This window comes from Paracoccus pacificus (assembly GCF_042680785.1).
Lineage (GTDB): Bacteria > Pseudomonadota > Alphaproteobacteria > Rhodobacterales > Rhodobacteraceae > Paracoccus > Paracoccus pacificus.
The window spans coordinates 1-20,894 of record NZ_JBHUEN010000026.1; the positions used below are offsets into that span (position 1 = coordinate 1).

Consider the following 20,894-nt stretch of genomic DNA (forward strand, 5'->3'; position numbering starts at 1 on the left):
CCATGCCCCTACCGTCGAACGCCTCCCGCGTCATACCCCGACCGCCGCATTGCTGCAATTTTTAGAGGCGCCCATAAGGAAACGGCACCCGGGCCAGCCATTTGGTGGTTTCCCAGTCGGACAATGCGGCGGCGATCGCGGCGGCATCCTCCAGCCGCGGATGATCCAGTTGCGGGCCCGCATCGCTCATCCCGCGCTGGCCTGTCTTGTGCGGTCGTCGCGCTTGGGCCAGACCCGCCGCGCTGCCGTGTCGGGGAAGGTGATGATATTCGGGGAAACGTCACTGAAACCGGCACCGCGCTCGGTTTTCAAATGGGCCAGTTCGATCGCCGCCCCACCGACCACCACGGCGGCCAAAGCGGTCGGCACATGGGCACGCGAACCCGGTGCGCGGGCGCCGCCTTCACGGCCGATCAGCCCGCCGGACCGGCGCACCGCCGCAACACAAGGCGGCGCGCCCTGCATCGGGAAAAGGTTCCGCCCCGGAAAAATATCAGGCATGCCGCGCTCAGGCTCCGTCGGATGGCCGTCCACAGGTCGTTGCCCGACGACATTTGCGCAGCGCGCGGGTTTCGTCCAGTCCCGGAAGCAAGCGGCGAAAAAAGAACCCGCGCCGGTGACGCGGGTTCACTGATCCGGAACCGACGGTTTCAGCCGCCTATTTCCGCGCGCCCGGCTTCATCCGGCGCACATAGGTCCATGTCGGGACCCGCGCGCCGCGCGCCACCGACCAGGATTCGGCGTCGCCCAGATAGTCAAAGCCGCAATTCGTCAGCACCCGGGCCGAGCCGGGATTGTCCTGAAACACCTCGGCGCAAAGCGTGTCCGCGCCCTGCGGGTTCGCCGCGACCAGCGCCGCCACCGCCTCGGACGCGAAGCCGGTGTTCCAGAACCCCGGTCCCACCCAGAACTGAAGCTCGGAATGCCCATGCTCCAGCCGGGTCAGCGAGACGATACCCAGAAGCTCGGTCAGTTGATGGTCCGATCCGTCGATGGCCCAGACATCTTCAACCCGTGCGTCCGACAGCGCGCGTTTGACATAAGCCTCGGCCGCGCCGGGGGGCAGCGGATGGGGGATGCTGCGCGTCCCCTCGGCCAGTCGGCGATCCGACATGTATTGCGCGATCAGTCCGGCGTCCGAGGTTTTCAAGGGCCGCAATATAAAACGCTCGGCCGTGACGACCGGTGGCTGCGGCTGCGATAACAAAGCGTTCATCCGTTCCCTCCTGAAACGGGTGCCACGGATGCGGGAGTCGGCAAACGCGGCGATACAAAGCAGAAAGGGGGACCGGCCCCGCCGATCCCCCTATCATTGTCAGGTTAATATCGGCTTACTCGGCTGCGTCCATCGTGGCCGGCATCACGGAAATGAAGGTACGGCCCTTCAGACCTTTCTTGAAGGTCACATTCCCGTCGACCAGCGCGAACAGCGTGTGATCGCGGCCCATGCCGACATTCTGGCCCGGCCACCAGGTGGTGCCGCGCTGACGCACGATGATGTTGCCGGCGACGGCCGATTGACCGCCGAACAGCTTGACGCCCAGACGCCGACCCGCGGAATCGCGGCCGTTACGGGATGAACCGCCTGCTTTCTTGTGTGCCATGAGTTCAGTCCTTCTTCGCCTTGGCGAGAGCTTTCGCCTGTTTTACCCATTCTTCGCGCTCGATCCGGCCCGAGAACGACAGCTGGTCGTCCATATATTCAATCTCGGCCTTTTTCCAAGCGGCGATCTGGTCAAAATGATAGACGCCGTTCTTGTGCAGCAGGTCTTCCAGAACCGGACCGACGCCCGAGATTTCCTTCAGATCGTCCGGCTGGCCACCGCGCGCCGCGTCCAGCAGGTTCGCCGGGCGGCTGCCGACGGCGGGCTTTTCGGCCTCGGCCTCGGCCTTGGCGGGTTTTTCAGCCTTGGCGGGTTTGGCGTCGGCCTTTTTGGCTGCCGGCTTCTCGGCAACCTTATCGGCGGCTTTGCCGGCTGCCGGCTTGGCGGCTTTCTTGGCGGCGGGCTTGTCACCGGCTTCGGCGACATAAGCGGCACCGGCCGTGCGCGCGCCAATGGCGGCTTTCACGTCGGTCTTGTCACCGCCCTTTTCCAGCACGTCGGTCACGCGCAGCAGGGTCAGTTGCTGACGGTGGCCGCGGGTCCGCTGCGAGCTGTGCTTGCGGCGGCGCTTGACATAGGTGATGACCTTGTCGGCCTTGATGTTGTCGATGACTTCGGCCTGAACGGCGGCACCCGCCACGAAAGGCGTGCCGATGGTCGCGCCGACCATCAGGATGTCGTTGAACTGGACTTTGTCGCCAGCGGCAGCGGCCAGCTTTTCCACGCGCAGGACATCGCCCGCCTGGACTTTATATTGCTTGCCGCCTGTCTTGAGGACCGCGAACATGGGTCTTTCCTTTTCGTTCACCGCGCCCTGTGGCCCCTGACTGGCAGGCGTTCCGGGGATGATCATCCCGCCTTCGGACTGCGCACCCTGTTATGGGTGATATTAAAAATGACATACCGGCCAAGGGCGATTGCCCGGCCGGTCCGCGCCATATGCAGGATCGGGAAGGCAAAGTCAACCGTCCCCGATCTGCGATCCGTCCTTATTCCGCACCACGTCCGCAAGCGCCCGGCGCAGATCCGGATGCCGCTTCAGCGCGGCTTCAAGCAGCGTTTCGCGCCCGGCCCAGACCTGCCGGTACCAGTCATGGCGCTCTGTGACCTGATGCGCCATCATCCGGCCGGCGGCAACCTCGGCCCGGGCGCGGGTGGCGATGGCGTGGCGCCGATCGGGCTGGTCCAGAAGTGCCCGCAATTCTTCCCCCCACCCGACCGGCGCGGCCGCGATCAAGCCGTTTTCGCCATGCCGCACGGTATCGCCGTAAACGGCGGGCGAGGCGATGTTGGCAAGCCCGCGGCTCGAGGCCTCGACCCATTTCAGATCGCTTTTGAACAATTCGTCCGGCCGCCCCTCAAGCGGCATAAGCGCGATATCGCAGGCCGCCATCCGCGCCAGATAGTCGTCATAGCCCAATGTGCCGTGAAAGGTTTTCCGGTCGGTGGGCAGGTTGTCGAAGAAATCGCGGTCATGCACGACATGGAAATGGGTGTCGGGATGGGCCGTGATGGCTGGCGCCAGCGCGCGCGCGATTTCGGCCGCGACCGGTCCCCGGTTCAGCGCCCCCATGAACACCTGCGCCGGCCCCGGCCGCAGCGGCCGCATTTCCGGCAGTTCCAGCACCGCATTGGGGAAAACCGCGACATTCGGGTTCAGCTCGCGAAACACGTCGGCCAGTTTCGGGGTCGAGGTCTGCACACCTAACGCCATACCCATGAGCTTGCGATAGACCCCGCTTGCGTCGCGTTGCAGCACCCGATCCAGCAGCGCGGGATGATCGTCATATTCGATGACCACGGCCCACCCCGAGCCATGGGCGCGCGCCATGGCGCGAACCGCCTCGTCTTCGCTTTCAAAGCGCAGGCGCTGGACGACCGCCACGCGCGGTCCGTCATCCTTGCTGGTATCGCGGCCGTGGGAGGCGGGCGGCGCGCCCGGCAAGCCGAATATCTTCCGGGCGGTGGTCAGCGCGATCCCCGGCTCGGCCCGCAGGGCGGCGTCGGGCACCAGGGTCCGCGCCGCCATCATCGCCGGAACCATGGCGACCGAATGCAGCCGCATGACCGGCCGGGGCTGCGCCGGCGGGTTTTCGGCACAGACCACATATTGCAGCGCGCGGGCGCGGGCGCGGAATGCGGTATCGTCCAGCCCAAGCGCCTTCGCCGCCCCGGCCAGCGCCTCGATGGTGTCTGCGGCCTCGGGCGGCAGGGTTGCAGGCAGGTTGCGGGCGCGGGACTTCAGCATCCGCAACCCGGCCTTTTGCAGGGCTGCCGAAAGGGCGGAAAAGGTGAAAAAGCGGCGGTGGGTGCGGTCGAAAAGACCATCGTCGGTATTGGGCCACCGCCCTTCCAGCAGCACGCGCAGCGCCGACCAATGGGCGATATTCGGCACCGAGGCCAGCAGGACGCCGCCCGGAACCAGCAACCCCTTTATCCGCGCCAGCATCCGGTCGGCGTCGGCCAGATGCTCGAGTGAATCGCCCATCACCACCAGATCGAACGGCCCGCCCAGATCGGCATCCGCCAGCACCTCGATATCGCCTTCGATCAGCCGGTCGACATGGCGGGCCGCGCGGGCGGCGCTTTCGGCATGGATTTCGACCGCGGTGTAATGGGCGGCGGGGTTGCGCTGGCGCCAGACGCGGGCCAGCACGCCGGAACCGCAGCCGATTTCCAGCACCCGGCGGGCCGAAAGCGGCATGAGCGCCAGAAGATCCGGGTTGAAGCCGTCATGATACCCGGTCATTTTTCGCCCACATCCCGAAGCTTGCCGGGGCCGAAGCTAGCAGCCGCCGGGCCCAAGCTCCATAATGAAGTGCCGCCGGTTCGGCGGCCTGCAACGAAAGGGCCGCCCTGCCATGACCAGCGATTGGGACGCCGCACGCTACAGCCGGTTCGAGGATCAGCGCACCCGGCCGGTGCGCGACCTTCTGGCGCGCGCGGTTTCGGGTGGCCCGGTCCGGACGGCGGTGGATGCAGGCTGCGGGCCCGGCAATTCGACCCAAGCGCTGGCCGAGGCCTGCCCGGATGCGGTGATCGCCGCCTTTGACAACTCGCCCGAGATGGTGCGGGCCGCGCGTGCGCGGCTGGGCGCCGGGATCACGGTCGATCTGGCCTCGGTCAGCGGTTGGACCGCCCCTGCCCCGGTCGACCTGATCCTGTCGAACGCGGTGCTGCAATGGGTGCCGGACCACGAAACCCTGTTCCCGCATCTGCTGAACCAACTGGCCCCCGGCGGCAGGCTGGCGGTCCAGATGCCGGATAATCTGGATGAGCCGGTGCACAGGCTTATTCAACAGGTCGCCGAACGCCATATGGACCCCGCCACAAGGTCCCGCACCGCCGCCAGCCGCCCGGAACGCCATGACGCCCGCTGGTACCACCAACTGCTGTCGCCGCTGGCGGCCGTCGATGTCTGGCGGACGACCTATTACCACCCGCTTGCCGGTCCCGCGGCGGTGGTCGACTGGTTCCGGGGCGCGGGCCTGCGTCCATGGCTTGACGCGCTGGACGAAAAGGCGCGCCCGGCCTTTCTGACCGATTACGAGAATGAGATCGCAAGCGCCTATCCGGCGGCGGCAGACGGCACGGTTCTGCTGCCCTTTCCGCGCCTGTTCATCGTGGCGCGCGTCGCCGGCTGAGCGGAAAAGGCGCCCCGTTCAGGCCAGCCTGCGACGGCCAGCCCGGAAGGACAGGCGCGGCGGGATGTGCGGCGCTGGCACCCCGGGCATCGCCGGCACAGCCTTCCGGTTGCGCCTTGGTGCCTAGATCACATCCTCGATCTTCACCGCGCGGTCGTCGAATGTCGCGGTCTCGGATTTTCCCAGGCCCTCGATCGCCTGATAAAGCGGCGCTGCCGGCGACAGCCCGATCAGGTCGGCGCCGTCGACGGTGAAGTGATCCATCGAGACGCCGATCACGAAACGCTGACCATCGACCGTCGCGATGGCGCCGGGTTCGACATATTCCTTGGGCCCGAAGTCGAGCGTGTCCAGCGCGGCGACCTTGGCCTCGGCGATGCGGACCGGACCTTCAAGGGCTTCGGCGATCTCGGCCTCGGACCAGTTCTGCGCCACCTCATCGACGGCCACCGCCTCGTCCTCGATCGGTTTGCTGGCCTGAAGATGCTCGTCATAGGCCGCCCGCGCCGCCGCAAGCTCATCCGAGGCAAGCTCGATCAGCTTGCTGCGCACCTTGTCCTTGTTCATTCACCTGTTCCTCGTCCTGTTCGACCGCGCCCGGACATTCGTTGCGCTGCGAGACAGCCACATTGCAACCAATCCGCCCGGTCGCCAAGTGCAAAGCGCGATTGCGGCGACCGCGGTGGCCGCGCCATGGCGCGCCGTAACGCGGCGACGGGCGCGGTCAGGCCCGGTCGGCCAAGGTCAGCCATTCCTCTTCCGCCGCCGAAAGCGCCGATTGCCGTTCGGTCAGGGCTTCGGTCGCGCGCTGAAACTTGGCGGGGGCGGAGGTGTAAAGATCGGGCGCCGAAAGAAACTCGGCCAGCTTGGCGATCTCGGCCTCGAGCCGGGCGATCTCGGCGGGCAAAGCGTCAAGCCGCGCCTTTTCGGTGAAGGACAGCCCCTGCGACGCCGGTTTGGGTTTCGCGGCGCGGGTTTCGGGGTTGGTGGCGGGCTTCGCCGGCGCGGGTTTTTCAGCGCTGCCCTCACCATCGCCGTCGCCGCCGCGCTGCGCCTGATAGTCCGACCAGCCGCCGGGATAGGCCGTGGCGCGGCCGTTTCCCTCCATCGCGATGGTGGTCGTGGCAACGCGGTCGATAAAATCGCGGTCATGGCTGACCAGCAGCACGGTGCCCGCGTAATCGCCCAGAATGTCCTGCAACAGGTCCAGCGTCTCGACATCCAGATCGTTGGTGGGTTCGTCCAGAACCAGCAGGTTCGAGGGTCTGGCCATGATCCGGGCCAGCAACAGCCGTGCCCTTTCCCCGCCCGAAAGGCTGCCCACCGGCGCGCGGGCCTGCGCATCGTCGAACAGAAAATCCTTCAGATAGGCGACCACATGGCGGGGCTGGCCGCGCACCATGACCTGATCGGCCCGGCCCGAGACCCGCAACTCGCCCGCCGTCATCGCATCCCACAGCGATTGCGCGGGGTCGATGGCGCTGCGAGCCTGGTCGAATACCGCGATCTCAAGATTGGTGCCATGGGTGACGGTGCCGGCGTCGGGCTGCATCTCGCCGGTCAAAAGCTTGATCAGCGTGGTCTTGCCGACGCCGTTCGGCCCGACAAAGGCCACCCGGTCGCCGCGCAGCACCCGCAGATCGAAACCGCTGACGATGGGCTTGCCGTCGAAGGATTTCGACAGGCCGCGCGCCTCGATGACGCGCTTGCCCGATTGGGTACCGGCGTCCATCGCCATGGCGGCGGTGCCCTGCCGGCGGATCTGGGCGGCGCGTTCCGCCCGCAGCGCCGCCAGCGCCCTGACCCGGCCCTGATTGCGCTTGCGCCGGGCGCTGATGCCTTCGACGGCCCAGCGGGCTTCGGCCTTGATCTTGCGGTCGAGCTTGTGGCGGGCGTCATCCTCGGCCGCCCAGGTGGTTTCGCGCCAGTCCTCGAAGGCATCGAACCCCTTGTCCTGACGGCGCACCTCGCCCCGGTCGATCCACAGCGTCGCCCGGGCCAGCGCACGCAGGAATGCCCGGTCGTGGCTGATCAGGACAAAGGCGGCGCGGGTCTCGGAAAGCTGGGTTTCAAGCCAGCCGATGGCCTCGATATCCAGATGGTTGGTGGGTTCGTCCAACAGCATCAGGTCGGGCGAACGCGCCAGAAGCCGCGCTAGCGCCGCCCGCCGCCGCTCACCGCCGCTGGCGGTGCTGACCGGGGTGTCGGCGCGGAATTTCAGCCCCTCGGCGGCCATCTCGACCCGGTAGGCCTCGCCCGGCGGCAGGCCATCGGCGGCGAAATCGCCCAGCGTCGCGAAACCGCCTAGATCCGGGTCCTGCTCCATATAGCCGACGCTGGTGCCGGCGGGCATGACCACGCTGCCCCGGTCGGGCTCGACCAGCCCGGCCATGACCTTCATCAGCGTGGACTTGCCCGAGCCGTTGCGTCCGACCAGCGCCACTCGGTCGCCCTGCTGGATGGTCAGGTCGAGCCCGTCGAAAACAGGGTTGCCGCCGAAGGTCAGCGAGATGTCGGTCAGTTGTAAAAGCGGTGCGCGGGCCATTCCGGCGCCCTACCCTGCGGCGGCGCCGGGGTCAATCGGGGCGGTGCGGCCGTGGCCCGTCCCCGCGGCGAGGTGGTTTTCGGGCGTCGTCACAGAATGGCGATGATCTCGCGGGCGAGGTTCTGCAACGCCATCGCATAGCCGTTCCGCGCCGAGGGCTGTTCAGGGTCCGAGGTGATCGCGATCGCCGCCGGCGGCCGGTCGCCATGGGCCGGCAGCGCATAGATGAACTGGCCGCCATAGCCCCAGCCATAGGCCGCCGGCCGCCCCGCCAGATTCGAGATGAACCAGCCATAGCCGTAAGCCTCACCCGAAAAGATCGAGTTGGTCCGCCGCGTCCAGCTTTTCTCAATCCAGTTTTCCGACACGACCTGGGTGCCGTCCTGCGCACGGCCGCCATTCGCCATGCAGGCGCCAAAGGCCAAAAGCGAAAGCGTGCTCATCGCCATCTGGTTGCCGCCCATGAAGATGCCCTGCGGATCCTGTTCCCACGAGGTGATCCCGAACCCCTTGATCGGGCGCAGCCATCTGCGCGCAAGCTCCAGCGTCGAGCGGCCCGCGACGCGGGTCAGCAGGGCCGAGACAAGATGCGTCGAGGCGGTCGAATACAGCATCTTGCCGCCCGGTTCATCCACGAAAGGCGCTGCAAGCGCCGTGCGCACCCAATTGCGGCTGCCGACCCATGTGCCGTAATTCGGGCCCGACTGCCGTTCCAGCCCGGATTGCATGGACAACAGATTGCCCAGCGTCAGCTTCCACATCCTCGGGTCGGGATTTTCGGGCAGATCGGGGCGGAACAGCCCCGCGACCGGCTGATCCGGCCCTTCGAAAAGCCGGCGGTCAATGGCGATGCCGGCAAGCACCGAGATGATGGATTTCGAGGCGGATTTTATGTTGGTCGGATCCTCGGGCCGAAACCGGCCATAGCCGCGCGCGGCGATGACCTCGCCGTCCCACCAGACCGCGACCGAACGCAGCGCGGGCAGCGATTCGGCCATCCGCAAGGTGTCGGGCAAGGCGGCGCGGGCAAGCCGCGGCATGGCCAGCACAGGCAAGATCGCGGGCAGGATGATCAAGGACCGGCGTTTCATGCCCGGGAATATGGCCGCCCGCGCCGGTTCTGTCCAGTTTTCAGGCCTGACTATCGCGCGACTAACGCGATGCCGCCCAGTCGCGCAGCGCCGCATTATCGGCATAGCTGTCATTGCGCGGCGTCGGCGTCACCGCCCGCCCGCCGGCCTGCCCCGCCTGCGCCGCGCCCGACTGCACCGCCGCCTTCGCGACCTTGGCGACGCGGACATAATGCGCCTCGCGCGCGCCGAAGTAGAAGCTGACGATCGCGCCCAGCAGCCACCACAGCGGTTCGGGCACCAGCCCGAGGCTTTCCATGCGCACCGAGAACCCCGCCGGTTCGACCATCGCATAGCCGAACAGCGCCATCGTTCCCAGCGCCAGCGCCGGGCGCGGCAGGCGGTTCATGCCGTTCATCAGCCGGTCGAACCATGTCGCGCCGGCATTGGTGAACTCGGCCGCCGCGGCCGCCATCGCCGCCGCCTGGGTTTCGGCGTCAAGCTCCATCCGCCGGGTGGCGTTCGGGGTAAAGATCTCGGCCATGCCGGTGGCCGCGTTGCCCACCGCCGTGGCGGTCGCGCCGACGCCGATCAGGCGGTCCATCATACCCATTTGCTTACCCTTTCGCGATGCTGCGCCAATGTCAGATGGTATTTCTGCGCGATGAAGGCCTCGGCCCGGGTGATCCAGCCGCCCTTTCCGCCACCGCCCGAGCGGGCGTATTTGCGGCTGGCGGCGCGTGCATCGCCAAGCGCGTAATAGTAATTCCGCCGCTCGATCCCGTAGGCGTCGACCAGATGGTTCGGCGCGACCGCCATCGCATCATGGGCCCGCGCCGCCGTCACCGGCCCCAGAATCCCGTCGTCGTCCAGATCGAAGCCCATGCGGACCAGAAGGCGTTGCAGGATCTTCACCGCATTGGCGCCGGCATTCACATACATGTCGAATACGCTGGGCTGAAGCGGTTCCGGAAGCCGGTCCAGACCCGGCGCCTTGAAGTAATGCTGCACGAAAATCTGCTGCGCCTGCGTGCGGCTCAGCGCCTTGACATCGGCCGCATCGACCCGCCCGTCCCCGGTCACGTCGATGCCCAGCCGCCGCATCGTTCCAATCGTCACCCCGTATTTCGTCGCCCCGCCCGGATCGTCCGGGTCGTTCACATAGCCACCTTCGCGCCCGACGATCTCGGCCGCGATCTGATCAATTGTCTGCACGAAAACCCCCATTTTCACTGCCACAACCGGGCAGAGTGCCGGGTCGGGGTGAATCCCGGGTTAACGGGGCGTGCGCCTGTTGCGGGGCCGCCCGGCCGGAAAGGCGTCGGGTGAGGCGCCGGGTGTTTGCGCGCCTAGCTGTCCGGATCCGTGGGGGCGGCCTTCGGATCGACGTAGGTGCCCTGTTCCTTCAGCGCCTGAATGACCTCTTTCGGCATATAGGTCTCGTCATGGCGGGCAAGGATTTCGGTCGCGACAAAGGTATCGCCCTGCATCCGCCCGGTTCCGACCATGCCCTCGCCCTCGCCGAACAGGTCCGGCAGGACGCCGGTATAGCTGACCGGGACCGACTGGTTGTTGTCGGTAACGCGGAAACGGATGGTCTTGCCCTGACCGCGCACAAGGCTGCCGTCCTCGACCAGCCCGCCGATGCGGAAGGTCTCGGACCCCGAGGGCGGGGTTTCGACAACCTGGGTCGGCGAGCGGAAATAGTTGATCCCGTCGCGCATCGCAAAACCGATCAGGAATGTCGCCAGCGCGAGCGCCGCCACCGCGATAGCGACGATCTGAATACGGCGACGTTTCTTAAGCGATTTCATTGTCCTGTGACCGATATATGATTTATGGGAAAACCGGGGCGAACATCAGCCCGGTGGTCTCGTCCAAGCCCAGCATCAGGTTCGCGTTCTGCATGGCTTGGCCGCTGGAACCTTTGCACAGATTGTCGAGCGCCGCGAAAACGATGGTGCGTCCGGGGCGGCGGTCGCCGACCACGCCGATATGGACAAAGTTCGACCCGCCGATGGACCGGGTCGATGCCACCTGCCCAAACGGCAGGACATGCAGGAAAGGTTCGTCCTTATAGGCTTTTGCAAGCGTTTCATGAACCTGTTTCGCATCACCCTGAACATATACGGTGGCAAGGATGCCGCGATTGAAGGGCATCAGATGGGGGGTGAACATGACCTCGACCGGGCGGCCGGCGATGGCCGAGAATTCCTGATCGAACTCACCCAGATGACGGTGCTTGCCGCCGGCCGAATAGGGCATGGTTCCGCCCGACAACTCGGCATGCAGCAGGTTTTCCTTCAGACTGCGGCCCGCGCCCGACACCCCGGCCTTGAGGTCGATGATGATGTCATCCAGATCAATCGCCCCCGCCGCGATCAGCGGACGCAGCGCATATTGCCCGGTCGCGGCGTTGCAGCCGGTGCCGGCGACAAGCCGCGCCTCGCGGATCTGGTCGCGGTAAAACTCGGTCAGCCCGTAGACGGCGATTTTCTGCAACTCGGGCTGGGTATGGGGCTTGCCATACCATTTTTCATAGGCCGCCGGGTCGCGCAGCCGGAAATCGGCCGACAGGTCCACGACCTTGAGATCGCCGGGCAGCGCCGCGATCACCTCTTGCGAAGTTGCGTGAGGAAGCGCGCAGAACGCCAGATCAACATTGGAGAAATCCATCTCCTCGATCTTTTGCAGGACGGGCAGATCCAGATGGGCCAGATGCGGAAATACCTCGGCCATGGTCATGCCGGCCTTGCGTTCACCCGAGAGGCCCACAATCTGCATGTCGGGATGCGTGGCGATCAGGCGCACAAGCTCGGCGCCGGTATAGCCAGATGCACCAAGAATAGCGATGTTTTTTACCATGTTACGGGCCTTTCCTCAGGCAGATTCGAAGGTGATCGGGCGACGCAGGAACTGGGTGGCCTTGCCCGATACGCGGAGCGGATCGCCGGTGGTCAGATTGCGCGACGCCGTGCCTTCGCCCAGAAACTCCGGGCGTCGCTTCAGATAATCGTCAAGGCTTTCCGCGACCAGAGTGGCCTGCGAATAGACCTGAACATCGGGGCCGAGCGCCTGCTGAAACACCTCGGCGAGAAGCGGGTAATGGGTGCAGCCAAGCACCGCCGCCTGCGGGTGCGGCATGCGGCGCATCAGCGCCTCGACATGGCTGCGGACCAGCGCCTCGGCCAAAATCTCGTCGCCCTGCTCGATGGCGTCGACCACGCCGCCGCAGGGCTGCGCCTCGACATCCACGCCGATGGCACGAAACGCCAACTCGCGCTGAAACGCCCGGCTGGCAACGGTCGCGGGCGTCGCGAACAGCGCCACATGCTTGACCGCGACCTCGCGCGGGGGCGAGTTGTCGCCCCATTGCCGTTCGGTCAGCGCCTCGATCATCGGGACGAAAACGCCCAGCACCCGCTTGTCGGCGGGCACCCAGGTTTCCTGCATGCGCTTCAGCGCCACGGCGGCGGCGGTGTTGCAGGCCAGGATGACCAGATCGCAGCCTTCCTGCCACAACCGTTCGACGCCCCGGCAGGTCAGATCGAAAATATCATCGGCATCGCGGACGCCGTAGGGCGTATGGGCGTTGTCGCCGTAATAGACCAGCGGCAGATCGGGCAGCCGCTGATTTATCGCGCGATGGACGGTCAGACCGCCCAAACCGGAATCGAATACGCCAACCGCCATTGCCGCCCCCTGCTTTCGGCGGCTGTTTTAGGACGCCCGGCCGGGGAATTCCATCGGTTATTCTGCCGCATGACGCATAGGTGTTCCGCCGGCCCGGAACTGCGCCAGAAGCTCGGCCCGGCGCCGCGCCGCCTGTTCGGCCGCTGCATCCTTGATCGGGCCGTAACCCCGCACGGACAGCGGCAGCTCGGCCAGTTCGCGCGCGATTTCCATCGTCGCCGGGGTCACATTCGGCAGGATCTCGGCCATATCGGTTTCAAATTCGGCGATCGCCGCCCGCTCGCGCCGCCGCTCGCCCAGATAGCCGAACGGGTCGAGCGCAGTGCCCCGCAACCCTTTCATCCGCGCCAGCAGCCGGAACAGCGGCATGACCCATGGCCCAAAGCGGCGCTTGCGCGGGCGGCCATCGGCATCCCGGCCGGGCAGCATCGGCGGGGCGAGATAGAAGCTCATCCGAAAGTCGCCGTCGAATTCGGCACGCGCCTTGGCTTCGGTCGTCAGGTGCATACGCGCAACCTCGTATTCGTCCTTGTAAGCCAACAGCTTGTAATAGCCTTTCGCCACGCTTTCGCGCAGTTCGCCGGGCGCCCGCGCGACCAGTTCGCGGAACCGGTCCGCCAGTTTCTGGTCCTGATAGGCGACCAGAGCCGCGGCGCGGTAGGCGACCGGATCGACGGTTGCGGGGCTTTCCTCGGCATGGCCGATCGTCGCCACCGCTGCCGGATCGACCATCGCCCAGCGGCCGATTTCAAAGGCGCGCTGGTTTTCCGCGACCTTGGCGCCGTTCATCTCGATCGCCTTCATGATCGCCCCATGGCTCAGCGGGATCAGCCCCTGCTGCCATGCGGCGCCAAAGACCAGCATGTTCGAATAGATCGAATCGCCCAGCGTCCGCAGCGCCAGATCCGAGGAATCGAAGAAGGCGACCCGATCGCCCAGCCGGGCCTGAAGCGACAGCTTCAGCCGGTCGGCGGGAATCTGGAAATCGCGCTTGCGGGTGAATTCGCCGGTGATGATCTCGTGGTCGTTGACCACCGCGCCGGTGCGGCCCTTGGTCATCAGCCCGATGGTCTTGGCCCCCGCCGTCACCACCAGATCGCCGCCGATGATGCAATCGGCCTCGCCCACGGCGACGCGGATGGCGCTGATGTCCTCGGGCCGGTTGGCCAGCCGCAGATGGATATGCACGGCGCCGCCCTTTTGGGCAAGACCCGCCATCTCCATCATGCCCGCCCCCTTGCCGTCGATATGCGCGGCCTGCGCCAGAACCGCCCCGATGGTCACGACCCCGGTGCCGCCGACGCCGGTGATGACGACGTTATAGGTGCCCGCGATCACCGGTTCCGCCGGCGCCGGCAAGTCGGGAATATGCAGGGCGGCGGCCTGCGGCTTGCGCAGCTTGCCGCCCTCGATGCTGACAAAGCTCGGGCAGAAGCCGTTGACGCAACTGTAATCCTTGTTACAGCTTGACTGGTCGATGGCGCGCTTGCGGCCAAGCTCGGTATCCACCGGCACCACCGAGACGCAGTTCGACTGCACCGAGCAATCGCCACAGCCCTCGCAGATGTCGGTGTTGATGAAGATGCGCTTGTCCGGGTCGGGGAATTTCCCCTTCTTGCGGCGCCGCCGCTTTTCGGCCGCGCAGGTCTGCACATAGACGATGGCACTGACGCCGCCCACATCCTCAAGCTCCTTCTGGACCGGCATCATCTGGTCGCGGGTCTCGAAGCGCAGCCCCTGCGGGAAGGTGGCGCGGTCGAGTTCCTCTTTCTCGTCATAGACCACCACGACCGGGTGGACGCCCATCGCCTGCAATTCGCGAGTGATCTGCTGGGCGGTCAGGCCGCCTTCATTCGGCTGGCCGCCGGTCATCGCCACCGCGTCGTTGAACAGGATCTTGAAAGTGATGTTGGTCCCCGCCGCCTTCGCGGCGCGGATCGCCAGCGACCCGGAGTGGTTATAGGTTCCGTCGCCAAGGTTCTGAAACACATGCTTTCTTTTCGAGAACGGCGCCTCGCCGACCCAGTTCACGCCCTCGCCGCCCATCTGGGTGAAGCCGGTGGTCTCGCGGTCCATCCACTGCACCATGTAATGGCAGCCGATTCCGGCATAGGCGCGCGCGCCTTCGGGCAGGCGGGTCGAGGTGTTATGCGGGCACCCCGAGCAGAACCACGGGGTCCGGGTCGCGATCTCGGGGGCGTTGTCGTTGCGGCGCGCGTCGTTCAGCCGTTCAAGGCCCGCCTTGATGCCATCGGTGCCCCGGCCTTCCTCGATCAGGATGCCGCCCAGTTTCTGGGCGATCATCACCGGGTCGAGCGCATAGCGGGTCGGGAAAACCTCTTCGCCGGTGCGGTCGTGCTTCCAGCCGATGACGCGGCGGCCGTGGCGGTTGTCGAAAATCGCCTCCTTGACCTGCACCTCGATCAGCTTGCGCTTTTCCTCGATCACCACGACCAGATCCAGCGGCTCGGACCATTCCTGAAAGGTTTTCATGTCCATCGGGAAGGTCTGGCCGATCTTGTAGGTCGAGATGCCCAGCCGGTCGGCCTCGGCCTCGTCGATGCCCAGAAGCGCCAGCGCATGGACCAGATCCAGCCAGTTCTTGCCGGCCGCGACAAAGCCGATTTTCGCGCCGGGCTTTCCCCAGATCCGCCGGTCGATGCGGTTCGCGCGCGAGAAAGCCTCGGCCGCGAAACGTTTATAGTCGATCATCCGGGCCTCTTGCGCCACGGGCGTGTCGCCCAGCCGGATGTTCAGCCCGCCCTCGGGCATGGCGAAATCGGGGATGACGAATTCCAGCCGGTCCGGGGTGCCGTCGACGACGCTGGTCGCCTCGACCGTGTCCTTCATGGTTTTCAGCCCGGTCCAGACCCCGGCGAAACGCGACAGCGCAAAGCCGTAAAGCCCGTAGTCGAGGATTTCCTGCACACCGGCCGGCGACAGCACCGGGATATAGGCATCGACCATCGCCCAGTCGGACTGGTGCAGCACGGTCGAGGATTCGCCGGTATGGTCGTCGCCCATCGCCATGACGACGCCGCCATAATGCGACGACCCCGCCATATTGCCGTGGCGCATCACATCGCCCGAGCGGTCGACGCCCGGCCCCTTGCCGTACCACAGCGCGAAAACGCCGTCATAGGCGCCCTCGCCCCGCAACTCGGCCTGCTGGCTGCCCCAGATGGCTGTCGCCGCCAGATCCTCGTTCAGGCCCGGCTGAAACAGCACGTTGGCGGCGCCGAGTTCCTTTTTCGACTTCATCATCTGAAGATCGACACCGCCCAGCGGGCTGCCGCGATAGCCGGTGACCAGCCCCGCCGTGTTCAGCCCCGCCGCCTTGTCGCGCGCCGCCTGCATCAGCATCAGCCGCACCAGCGCCTGCGTGCCGTTCAGCAGAACATGCTGCTTTGACAGGTCAAATCTGTCGGTTAGCGAAAAATCCTGGACGCTCATCTGGCCCTCCTCCCGGCTTGACGGCTTCCCCGTATAATAGGTCAGAAATGTTGACCGATAAAGAAGTTTCTTCTTTTTTCTCGCACCTTGGGAATGGCTTCCTATATGGTAACCATTGCAAAGTTCGGCAACGGATTGTGACAGGATATTGACCCCATGGACTGGGACAAGCTCAGAATATTTCACGCGGTCGCGGATGCGGGCAGCCTGACTCATGCCGGCGACACGCTGCATCTGTCACAATCCGCCGTCAGCCGACAGATTCGCGCGCTTGAGGAATCGCTTGGGACCACGCTTTTCCACCGCCACGCGCGCGGGCTGATTCTGACCGAACAGGGCGAGCTTCTGTTCGAGGCGACGGCCAGCATGAACCGCAAGCTGGATACCACCGCCGCCCGGATCCGCGATTCCGAGGAACATGTTTTCGGCAATCTGCGCGTCACCACCACCACCGGTTTCGGAACGCTGTGGCTGGTGCCGCGTCTGGCCAAGCTTTACGCCCGCTATCCCGATCTGAAAATCGACCTGATGCTGGAGGAGCGGGTGCTTGACCTTCCCATGCGCGAGGCCGACGTCGCCATCCGGATGAAGGAACCCAACCAGCAGGATCTGATCCGGCGCCGGTTGCTGAACATCCGTATGCGGCTTTATGCCACGCCCGCCTATCTGGAAGAGTTCGGCACCCCCACCACGGTCGAGGAAATGGCCAGCCGCCGGCTGATCTGCCAAAGCCCTTCCACCCCGCAGGTCACCGCCGGTGCGGCGCTTTCGCAGTTGATCCTTGAACAGCAGCCAAGCTCGATCCTGATGGTCAACAACTATTTCGGGGTGCTTCAGGGGGTGCTGTCCAACGTCGGCGTCGGCGTCCTGCCCGATTACCTGACCGTCGATTTCCCCAATCTGGTCTGGGTTCTGCCCGAGTTGGATTCGGCCGAGGTGCCGGTGTTTCTGGCCTACCCCGAGGAATTGCGGCAGTCGCGCAGGGTTGCGGCTTTCCGCGATTTCGTGCTTGAGGAGATCCAGTCGCACCGGAAGCTGATTTCCGAATCCGACAATGTTGCCGCACAGTGAAGTTGCCGCGCAGTGAACATCGGGTAACCGGGCGGTGACTTGCAGCCATGCCCACCCCGCATAGCAGAATTGCCTGTTATGCATCCTCTTTGTTCTTGAACTGCCAGGATTTCACACATAGATCGGTCTCGAAAGCGATGATCCTGAGGAAACTCTCATCACTTTCAACCTCCCTGTTGGACTTAGGCCGGGCCTTGTGCCCGGCTTTTTTTTGGCCATGCGGTTGAACCGGGTTTGGTCGGCTTTGCTGAAGGTGCGGTCATTGCCCTTCCGCCAGTTGAGGCCACTCCTGCAAAAACGCCTCGCGGGTAAGTTGGCCGGGTGAAGCGGAGGTTCGCGCAGTCGCTTGGGTCAGCCTTGCGAAGATCAGCACCCTTTCCTCGCCCTCTCGCCGTGCCCAGCCCACATACCAGCCCCAGCCATGTGCATAGTCGAAACTGCGATCCGCCCGTCGCGGATAGGCGCCCCCGGTCTTTCCGTAAACTTGCCAACCGCCTGATCGGTGGGCCTCTACCAAGTCCCGCGCCCGTGACATCGCTTGTCGATCGACTGGCAATGTCTCCAGCACCAGTGACCGCAGAAAGTTTGCCTGCTCACGCGGGGATATTTGCAGGGACGAGGAAACCCATGCTCTTTCCAGCCCGTTTTCAAACCCGGGATCGCCCGAGAAATCGGCATTCCCGTAGCCGAATTCCTGCGCGTAACGGGTTAACGCGGCGCTTCCCATGGCTTTGGTGATACGCTGGGAATACCAAAGCACCGAATAGCGCATCCAATCCGCCGGATCCGTGTCGCGTTTCCAGTTGGCGCCCCAGTCCGCGTCGCCCGGGCGGAACGTCATGACGGGATCATGCACACCCTTCAGGATTCCGGCGTCATAGGCCATCACCGCCAGCGGTATCTTGAAGGTCGAGGTCGGGGTGACCCGAGACGCGCAATCCCCGTCCTCCAGCAATATCTCTGCCGAACGCGCGTCCATCAGGATCGTGCAAATCGTCCCCGACCGCGCTGAAACGGTTGAAACCGTCAAAAGCACCACGGCGGCCACGGACATCCAAATGCGCAAGATAAACCTCCCAAATTCTGGTCTGTCCTTAGCCCGCATCAATGCGCCGCGCAAACCATCGACCTGCGGCAATGGCCTGAAGCCACCCAACCCGGTTTCGGGACGCGGCATTTCAATCCGACCGGCGCCGGGGGCGGTGCGACGGATAATTCCGGTTCGCCGTATCGCCTCTTTCCTCCGGGCGCGCGGCCCCGTAAAAGGCGGCTCATCCACGGCCATGTCAGGAAAAACAGGATGCAGCGCGAACCCGAGATCACGCCCGAGTTGATCGCCGCCCATGGGCTGAAGCCGGATGAATACGACCGCATTCTGGAAATCATCGGCCGCACCCCCAGTTTCACCGAACTCGGCATCTTCTCGGCGATGTGGAACGAGCATTGTTCCTACAAATCCTCGAAGAAATGGCTGCGCACCCTGCCCACGACCGGCCCGCAGGTGATCTGTGGCCCGGGCGAGAATGCGGGCGTGGTCGACATCGGCGACGGGCAGGCCGTGGTGTTCAAGATGGAAAGCCACAATCACCCGTCATATATAGAGCCGCATCAGGGCGCCGCGACCGGCGTCGGCGGCATCCTGCGCGACGTGTTCACCATGGGCGCCCGGCCGATCGCCGCGATGGACGCGCTGTCCTTCGGCCGTCCCGACCACCCCAAGACCGCGCATCTGGTCCGCGGCGTGGTCGAGGGCATCGGCGCCTATGGCAATGCCTTCGGCGTGCCGAATGTCGGCGGCGAGGTGCGGTTTCATTCAAGCTATGACGGCAACTGTCTGGTCAACGCTTTCGCGGCGGGTCTGGCCGACAGCGACAAGATCTTTTACTCGGCGGCCTCGGGCGTCGGCATGCCGGTGGTCTATCTGGGCGCCAAGACCGGCCGCGACGGCGTGGGCGGCGCGACCATGGCAAGCGCTGAATTCGACGACACGATCGAGGAAAAGCGCCCCACGGTTCAGGTCGGCGACCCCTTCACCGAGAAATGCCTGCTGGAGGCATGTCTGGAACTGATGGCGACCGACAGCGTCATTTCGATTCAGGATATGGGTGCCGCGGGGCTGACCTGTTCGGCGGTCGAGATGGGCGACAAGGGCGGGCTTGGCATCCGGCTGGACCTTGACCGCGTGCCGGTGCGCGAAACCCGGATGACCGCCTATGAAATGATGCTGTCCGAATCGCAGGAACGCATGCTGATGGTGCTGAAGCCCGAGAAAGAGGCCGAGGCGCGGGCGATCTTTGAAAAATGGGACCTGGATTTCGCTGTGGTGGGTGAAACCATCGCCGAGGACCGTTTCCTGATCATGCTGGGAAATGAGGTCAAGGCCGACCTGCCCCTGTCGCGGTTGGCCTCGAGCGCGCCGGAATACGACCGGCCATGGGTGGAAACGCCCAAAGCCGAACGCGCCGCCCCCCTGCCCGAGATCGCGCCGATCGCCGCATTGCGCGCGCTGATCAGCAGTCCGAACCACGCCCGCAAGCATTGGGTCTGGCAGCAATACGACACCCAGGTCGGCGCCGATACCGTGCGCCGTCCCGGCCTTGGCGCGGGTGTGGTGCGCGTGCACGGCACCGACAAGGCGCTGGCCTTCACCTCGGATGTGACGCCGCGCTATGTGCGGGCGAACCCCGTCGAGGGCGGCAAGCAGGCGGTGGCCGAGGCATGGCGCAATCTGGTCGCGACCGGCGCGCGGCCGCTGGCCGCGACCGACAATCTGAACTTCGGCAATCCCGAAAAGCCCGAGATCATGGGCCAGCTTGTCGGCGCCATCAAAGGCATCGGCATGGCCTGCAAGGCGCTGGATTTCCCCATCGTGTCCGGCAACGTCAGCCTTTACAACGAAACCGACGGCCGGGCGATCATGCCGACCCCGACGATCGGTGGCGTCGGGCTGATCGCGGATCTGGACGAGCTGATCGCGGGCCAGCCGCAGACCGGCGATCTGGCGGTTGTCATCGGCCACACCCGCGGGCATCTGGAGCAGTCGGCGCTGGCGCTGGAGGCCTTCGGGATCGAGGCGGGCGACGCCCCACCCGTCGATCTGGACTCCGAGCGCCGGAACGGTGAATTCCTGCTGGCCAACCGCGCGCGCCTGCGTGCCGCGGCCGATCTGTCCGACGGCGGGCTGGCGCTGGCCGCGTTCGAAATGGCCGAGGCGGCGGGCATCGGCGTCACCCTGTCCGACCCGCGCATCGCCCATCTGTTCGGCGAGGATCAGGGCCGCTATCTGATCGCCTGTCCGCGCGACGCCTATGAGGCGCTGAAGGCCGAGGCCGGCAAGGTCGAACTGACGCTGGTCGGGTTCTTCGGCGGCGACAACGTCGACCTTGGCGGCGATGCCGCCCCCCTGGCCGAGTTGTCGGCGCTGTATCGCCGCGCATTTGTCGACCGGCTTGGGCTTAAAGAAGCGGTGGGTTGAAAGAAGCCGGGGGCTGAAAAGGCGGCGGACTTACCGCCCCCGGCGCTGCCGTTGGTGCCGCGCGATCCGGCGTCAGGTCCAGATCGCGCCCCCGGAGACAGGATCGCGGTCGGGGCGCGGCACCGCCCCGATCAACCGGACCGACTCGGCGTAGAGGGCCGGATCGCCGCGGCGGATGTCGGGTGCGCCAACACGCATTCATCGACCGGCTTGGGCTGAAAGAAAGATGGCACCCTGAAGAAGGCGGTGCTCCCGAAAGGTGGCGGCCCGAAAGCTAGAGGGCGTCTTCATTTAAGGGATTCCCATAGGGTTTGAGTTCTGATTCAAGATCTAAAACGG

19 protein-coding genes are annotated in these 20,894 nt (G+C 65.4%); 3 read left to right on the top strand and 16 right to left on the bottom strand.

Annotated elements, in window-relative coordinates:
* Positions 1–61: 61 nt before the first annotated feature.
* The 6 genes from ACFSCT_RS10125 to ACFSCT_RS10150 all read right to left on the bottom strand — a co-directional run bounded on the left by ACFSCT_RS10125 (position 62) and on the right by ACFSCT_RS10150 (position 4,353).
* Positions 62–190, bottom strand: coding sequence for a hypothetical protein (locus tag ACFSCT_RS10125; RefSeq protein ID WP_379142418.1), 129 nt, complete (start codon positions 188–190; stop codon positions 62–64).
* Complete coding sequence (locus ACFSCT_RS10130; RefSeq protein ID WP_379142420.1) at positions 187–501, bottom strand: hypothetical protein; 315 nt, start codon at positions 499–501, stop codon at positions 187–189. The genes ACFSCT_RS10125 and ACFSCT_RS10130 overlap by 4 nt, the downstream gene beginning before the upstream one ends.
* 157 nt (positions 502–658) lie before the next feature.
* The gene (locus ACFSCT_RS10135; protein ID WP_379142421.1) at positions 659–1,216 is read right to left on the bottom strand and encodes a GNAT family N-acetyltransferase; all 558 of its coding nucleotides are present in this window, start codon (positions 1,214–1,216) and stop codon (positions 659–661) included.
* A 115-nt stretch (positions 1,217–1,331) separates the two neighbouring features.
* On the bottom strand, positions 1,332–1,604 hold the full coding sequence (rpmA, locus tag ACFSCT_RS10140; protein WP_379142424.1) for a 50S ribosomal protein L27: 273 nt from the start codon (positions 1,602–1,604) through the stop codon (positions 1,332–1,334).
* Positions 1,605–1,608: 4 nt separating this feature from the next.
* The gene (locus tag ACFSCT_RS10145; RefSeq protein WP_379142426.1) at positions 1,609–2,391 is read right to left on the bottom strand and encodes a 50S ribosomal protein L21; all 783 of its coding nucleotides are present in this window, start codon (positions 2,389–2,391) and stop codon (positions 1,609–1,611) included.
* Positions 2,392–2,565: 174 nt separating this feature from the next.
* Positions 2,566–4,353: a methyltransferase domain-containing protein gene (locus ACFSCT_RS10150; protein WP_379142428.1), complete on the bottom strand. Its 1,788-nt coding sequence runs from the start codon at positions 4,351–4,353 to the stop codon at positions 2,566–2,568.
* Between the two features lie 112 nt (positions 4,354–4,465).
* Here ACFSCT_RS10150 and ACFSCT_RS10155 point away from each other — a divergent pair, with 112 nt between their 5' ends.
* Positions 4,466–5,248, top strand: a complete 783-nt coding sequence (locus ACFSCT_RS10155; protein WP_379142429.1) for a methyltransferase domain-containing protein — start codon at positions 4,466–4,468, stop codon at positions 5,246–5,248.
* 123 nt (positions 5,249–5,371) lie between these two features.
* On the opposite strand, the gene ACFSCT_RS10160 is transcribed toward ACFSCT_RS10155, so the two are convergent.
* The 9 genes from ACFSCT_RS10160 to ACFSCT_RS10200 all read right to left on the bottom strand — a co-directional run bounded on the left by ACFSCT_RS10160 (position 5,372) and on the right by ACFSCT_RS10200 (position 16,009).
* Positions 5,372–5,815 carry a hypothetical protein gene (locus ACFSCT_RS10160; RefSeq protein ID WP_379142431.1) on the bottom strand — a complete coding sequence of 148 codons (444 nt, stop codon included), beginning with the start codon at positions 5,813–5,815 and terminating at the stop codon, positions 5,372–5,374.
* Between the two features lie 157 nt (positions 5,816–5,972).
* The gene (locus tag ACFSCT_RS10165) at positions 5,973–7,793 is read right to left on the bottom strand and encodes an ABC-F family ATP-binding cassette domain-containing protein (RefSeq protein ID WP_379142432.1); all 1,821 of its coding nucleotides are present in this window, start codon (positions 7,791–7,793) and stop codon (positions 5,973–5,975) included.
* Between the two features lie 89 nt (positions 7,794–7,882).
* Positions 7,883–8,884 carry a serine hydrolase domain-containing protein gene (locus ACFSCT_RS10170; protein ID WP_379142434.1) on the bottom strand — a complete coding sequence of 334 codons (1,002 nt, stop codon included), beginning with the start codon at positions 8,882–8,884 and terminating at the stop codon, positions 7,883–7,885.
* Between the two features lie 61 nt (positions 8,885–8,945).
* Positions 8,946–9,476: a holin family protein gene (locus ACFSCT_RS10175; RefSeq protein WP_379142436.1), complete on the bottom strand. Its 531-nt coding sequence runs from the start codon at positions 9,474–9,476 to the stop codon at positions 8,946–8,948.
* Positions 9,467–10,078: a holin-associated N-acetylmuramidase gene (locus tag ACFSCT_RS10180; protein ID WP_379142438.1), complete on the bottom strand. Its 612-nt coding sequence runs from the start codon at positions 10,076–10,078 to the stop codon at positions 9,467–9,469. The genes ACFSCT_RS10175 and ACFSCT_RS10180 overlap by 10 nt, the downstream gene beginning before the upstream one ends.
* Positions 10,079–10,212: 134 nt before the next feature.
* The gene (gene ccmE, locus ACFSCT_RS10185; protein WP_379142440.1) at positions 10,213–10,677 is read right to left on the bottom strand and encodes a cytochrome c maturation protein CcmE; all 465 of its coding nucleotides are present in this window, start codon (positions 10,675–10,677) and stop codon (positions 10,213–10,215) included.
* A gap of 22 nt (positions 10,678–10,699) precedes the next feature.
* The gene (argC, locus tag ACFSCT_RS10190; RefSeq protein ID WP_379142441.1) at positions 10,700–11,728 is read right to left on the bottom strand and encodes an N-acetyl-gamma-glutamyl-phosphate reductase; all 1,029 of its coding nucleotides are present in this window, start codon (positions 11,726–11,728) and stop codon (positions 10,700–10,702) included.
* Positions 11,729–11,743: 15 nt separating this feature from the next.
* Complete coding sequence (locus tag ACFSCT_RS10195; protein WP_379142443.1) at positions 11,744–12,556, bottom strand: glutamate racemase; 813 nt, start codon at positions 12,554–12,556, stop codon at positions 11,744–11,746.
* Positions 12,557–12,613: 57 nt separating this feature from the next.
* The gene (locus ACFSCT_RS10200; RefSeq protein ID WP_379142444.1) at positions 12,614–16,009 is read right to left on the bottom strand and encodes an indolepyruvate ferredoxin oxidoreductase family protein; all 3,396 of its coding nucleotides are present in this window, start codon (positions 16,007–16,009) and stop codon (positions 12,614–12,616) included.
* Positions 16,010–16,165: 156 nt separating this feature from the next.
* Between ACFSCT_RS10200 and ACFSCT_RS10205 the strand changes: the two genes are divergently transcribed.
* Positions 16,166–17,080: a LysR family transcriptional regulator gene (locus tag ACFSCT_RS10205; RefSeq protein ID WP_379142446.1), complete on the top strand. Its 915-nt coding sequence runs from the start codon at positions 16,166–16,168 to the stop codon at positions 17,078–17,080.
* A 259-nt stretch (positions 17,081–17,339) separates the two neighbouring features.
* Here the strand turns inward: ACFSCT_RS10205 and blaOXA are convergent, their stop codons facing one another.
* Positions 17,340–18,425, bottom strand: coding sequence for a class D beta-lactamase (gene blaOXA, locus ACFSCT_RS10210; RefSeq protein WP_379142449.1), 1,086 nt, complete (start codon positions 18,423–18,425; stop codon positions 17,340–17,342).
* On the opposite strand from blaOXA, the gene purL reads away from it, so the two are divergent.
* Positions 18,381–20,555, top strand: a complete 2,175-nt coding sequence (gene purL / locus ACFSCT_RS10215) for a phosphoribosylformylglycinamidine synthase subunit PurL (RefSeq protein WP_379142450.1) — start codon at positions 18,381–18,383, stop codon at positions 20,553–20,555. The two genes, blaOXA and purL, sit on opposite strands and share 45 nt — an antisense overlap.
* Positions 20,556–20,894 lie beyond the last annotated feature (339 nt).

Bases quoted from the DNA above. Each gene is read 5' to 3' on its own strand.
- ACFSCT_RS10125 (WP_379142418.1), bottom strand. From the start codon at position 190: ATGAGCGATGCGGGCCCGCAACTGGATCATCCGCGGCTGGAGGATGCC.
- ACFSCT_RS10130 (WP_379142420.1), bottom strand. From the start codon at position 501: ATGCCTGATATTTTTCCGGGGCGGAACCTTTTCCCGATGCAGGGCGCG.
- ACFSCT_RS10135 (WP_379142421.1), bottom strand. From the start codon at position 1,216: ATGAACGCTTTGTTATCGCAGCCGCAGCCACCGGTCGTCACGGCCGAG.
- rpmA (WP_379142424.1), bottom strand. From the start codon at position 1,604: ATGGCACACAAGAAAGCAGGCGGTTCATCCCGTAACGGCCGCGATTCC.
- ACFSCT_RS10145 (WP_379142426.1), bottom strand. From the start codon at position 2,391: ATGTTCGCGGTCCTCAAGACAGGCGGCAAGCAATATAAAGTCCAGGCG.
- ACFSCT_RS10150 (WP_379142428.1), bottom strand. From the start codon at position 4,353: ATGACCGGGTATCATGACGGCTTCAACCCGGATCTTCTGGCGCTCATG.
- ACFSCT_RS10155 (WP_379142429.1), top strand. From the start codon at position 4,466: ATGACCAGCGATTGGGACGCCGCACGCTACAGCCGGTTCGAGGATCAG.
- ACFSCT_RS10160 (WP_379142431.1), bottom strand. From the start codon at position 5,815: ATGAACAAGGACAAGGTGCGCAGCAAGCTGATCGAGCTTGCCTCGGAT.
- ACFSCT_RS10165 (WP_379142432.1), bottom strand. From the start codon at position 7,793: ATGGCCCGCGCACCGCTTTTACAACTGACCGACATCTCGCTGACCTTC.
- ACFSCT_RS10170 (WP_379142434.1), bottom strand. From the start codon at position 8,884: ATGAAACGCCGGTCCTTGATCATCCTGCCCGCGATCTTGCCTGTGCTG.
- ACFSCT_RS10175 (WP_379142436.1), bottom strand. From the start codon at position 9,476: ATGGGTATGATGGACCGCCTGATCGGCGTCGGCGCGACCGCCACGGCG.
- ccmE (WP_379142440.1), bottom strand. From the start codon at position 10,677: ATGAAATCGCTTAAGAAACGTCGCCGTATTCAGATCGTCGCTATCGCG.
- argC (WP_379142441.1), bottom strand. From the start codon at position 11,728: ATGGTAAAAAACATCGCTATTCTTGGTGCATCTGGCTATACCGGCGCC.
- ACFSCT_RS10195 (WP_379142443.1), bottom strand. From the start codon at position 12,556: ATGGCGGTTGGCGTATTCGATTCCGGTTTGGGCGGTCTGACCGTCCAT.
- ACFSCT_RS10200 (WP_379142444.1), bottom strand. From the start codon at position 16,009: ATGAGCGTCCAGGATTTTTCGCTAACCGACAGATTTGACCTGTCAAAG.
- ACFSCT_RS10205 (WP_379142446.1), top strand. From the start codon at position 16,166: ATGGACTGGGACAAGCTCAGAATATTTCACGCGGTCGCGGATGCGGGC.
- purL (WP_379142450.1), top strand. From the start codon at position 18,381: ATGCAGCGCGAACCCGAGATCACGCCCGAGTTGATCGCCGCCCATGGG.
- blaOXA (WP_379142449.1), bottom strand. From the start codon at position 18,425: ATGGGCGGCGATCAACTCGGGCGTGATCTCGGGTTCGCGCTGCATCCT.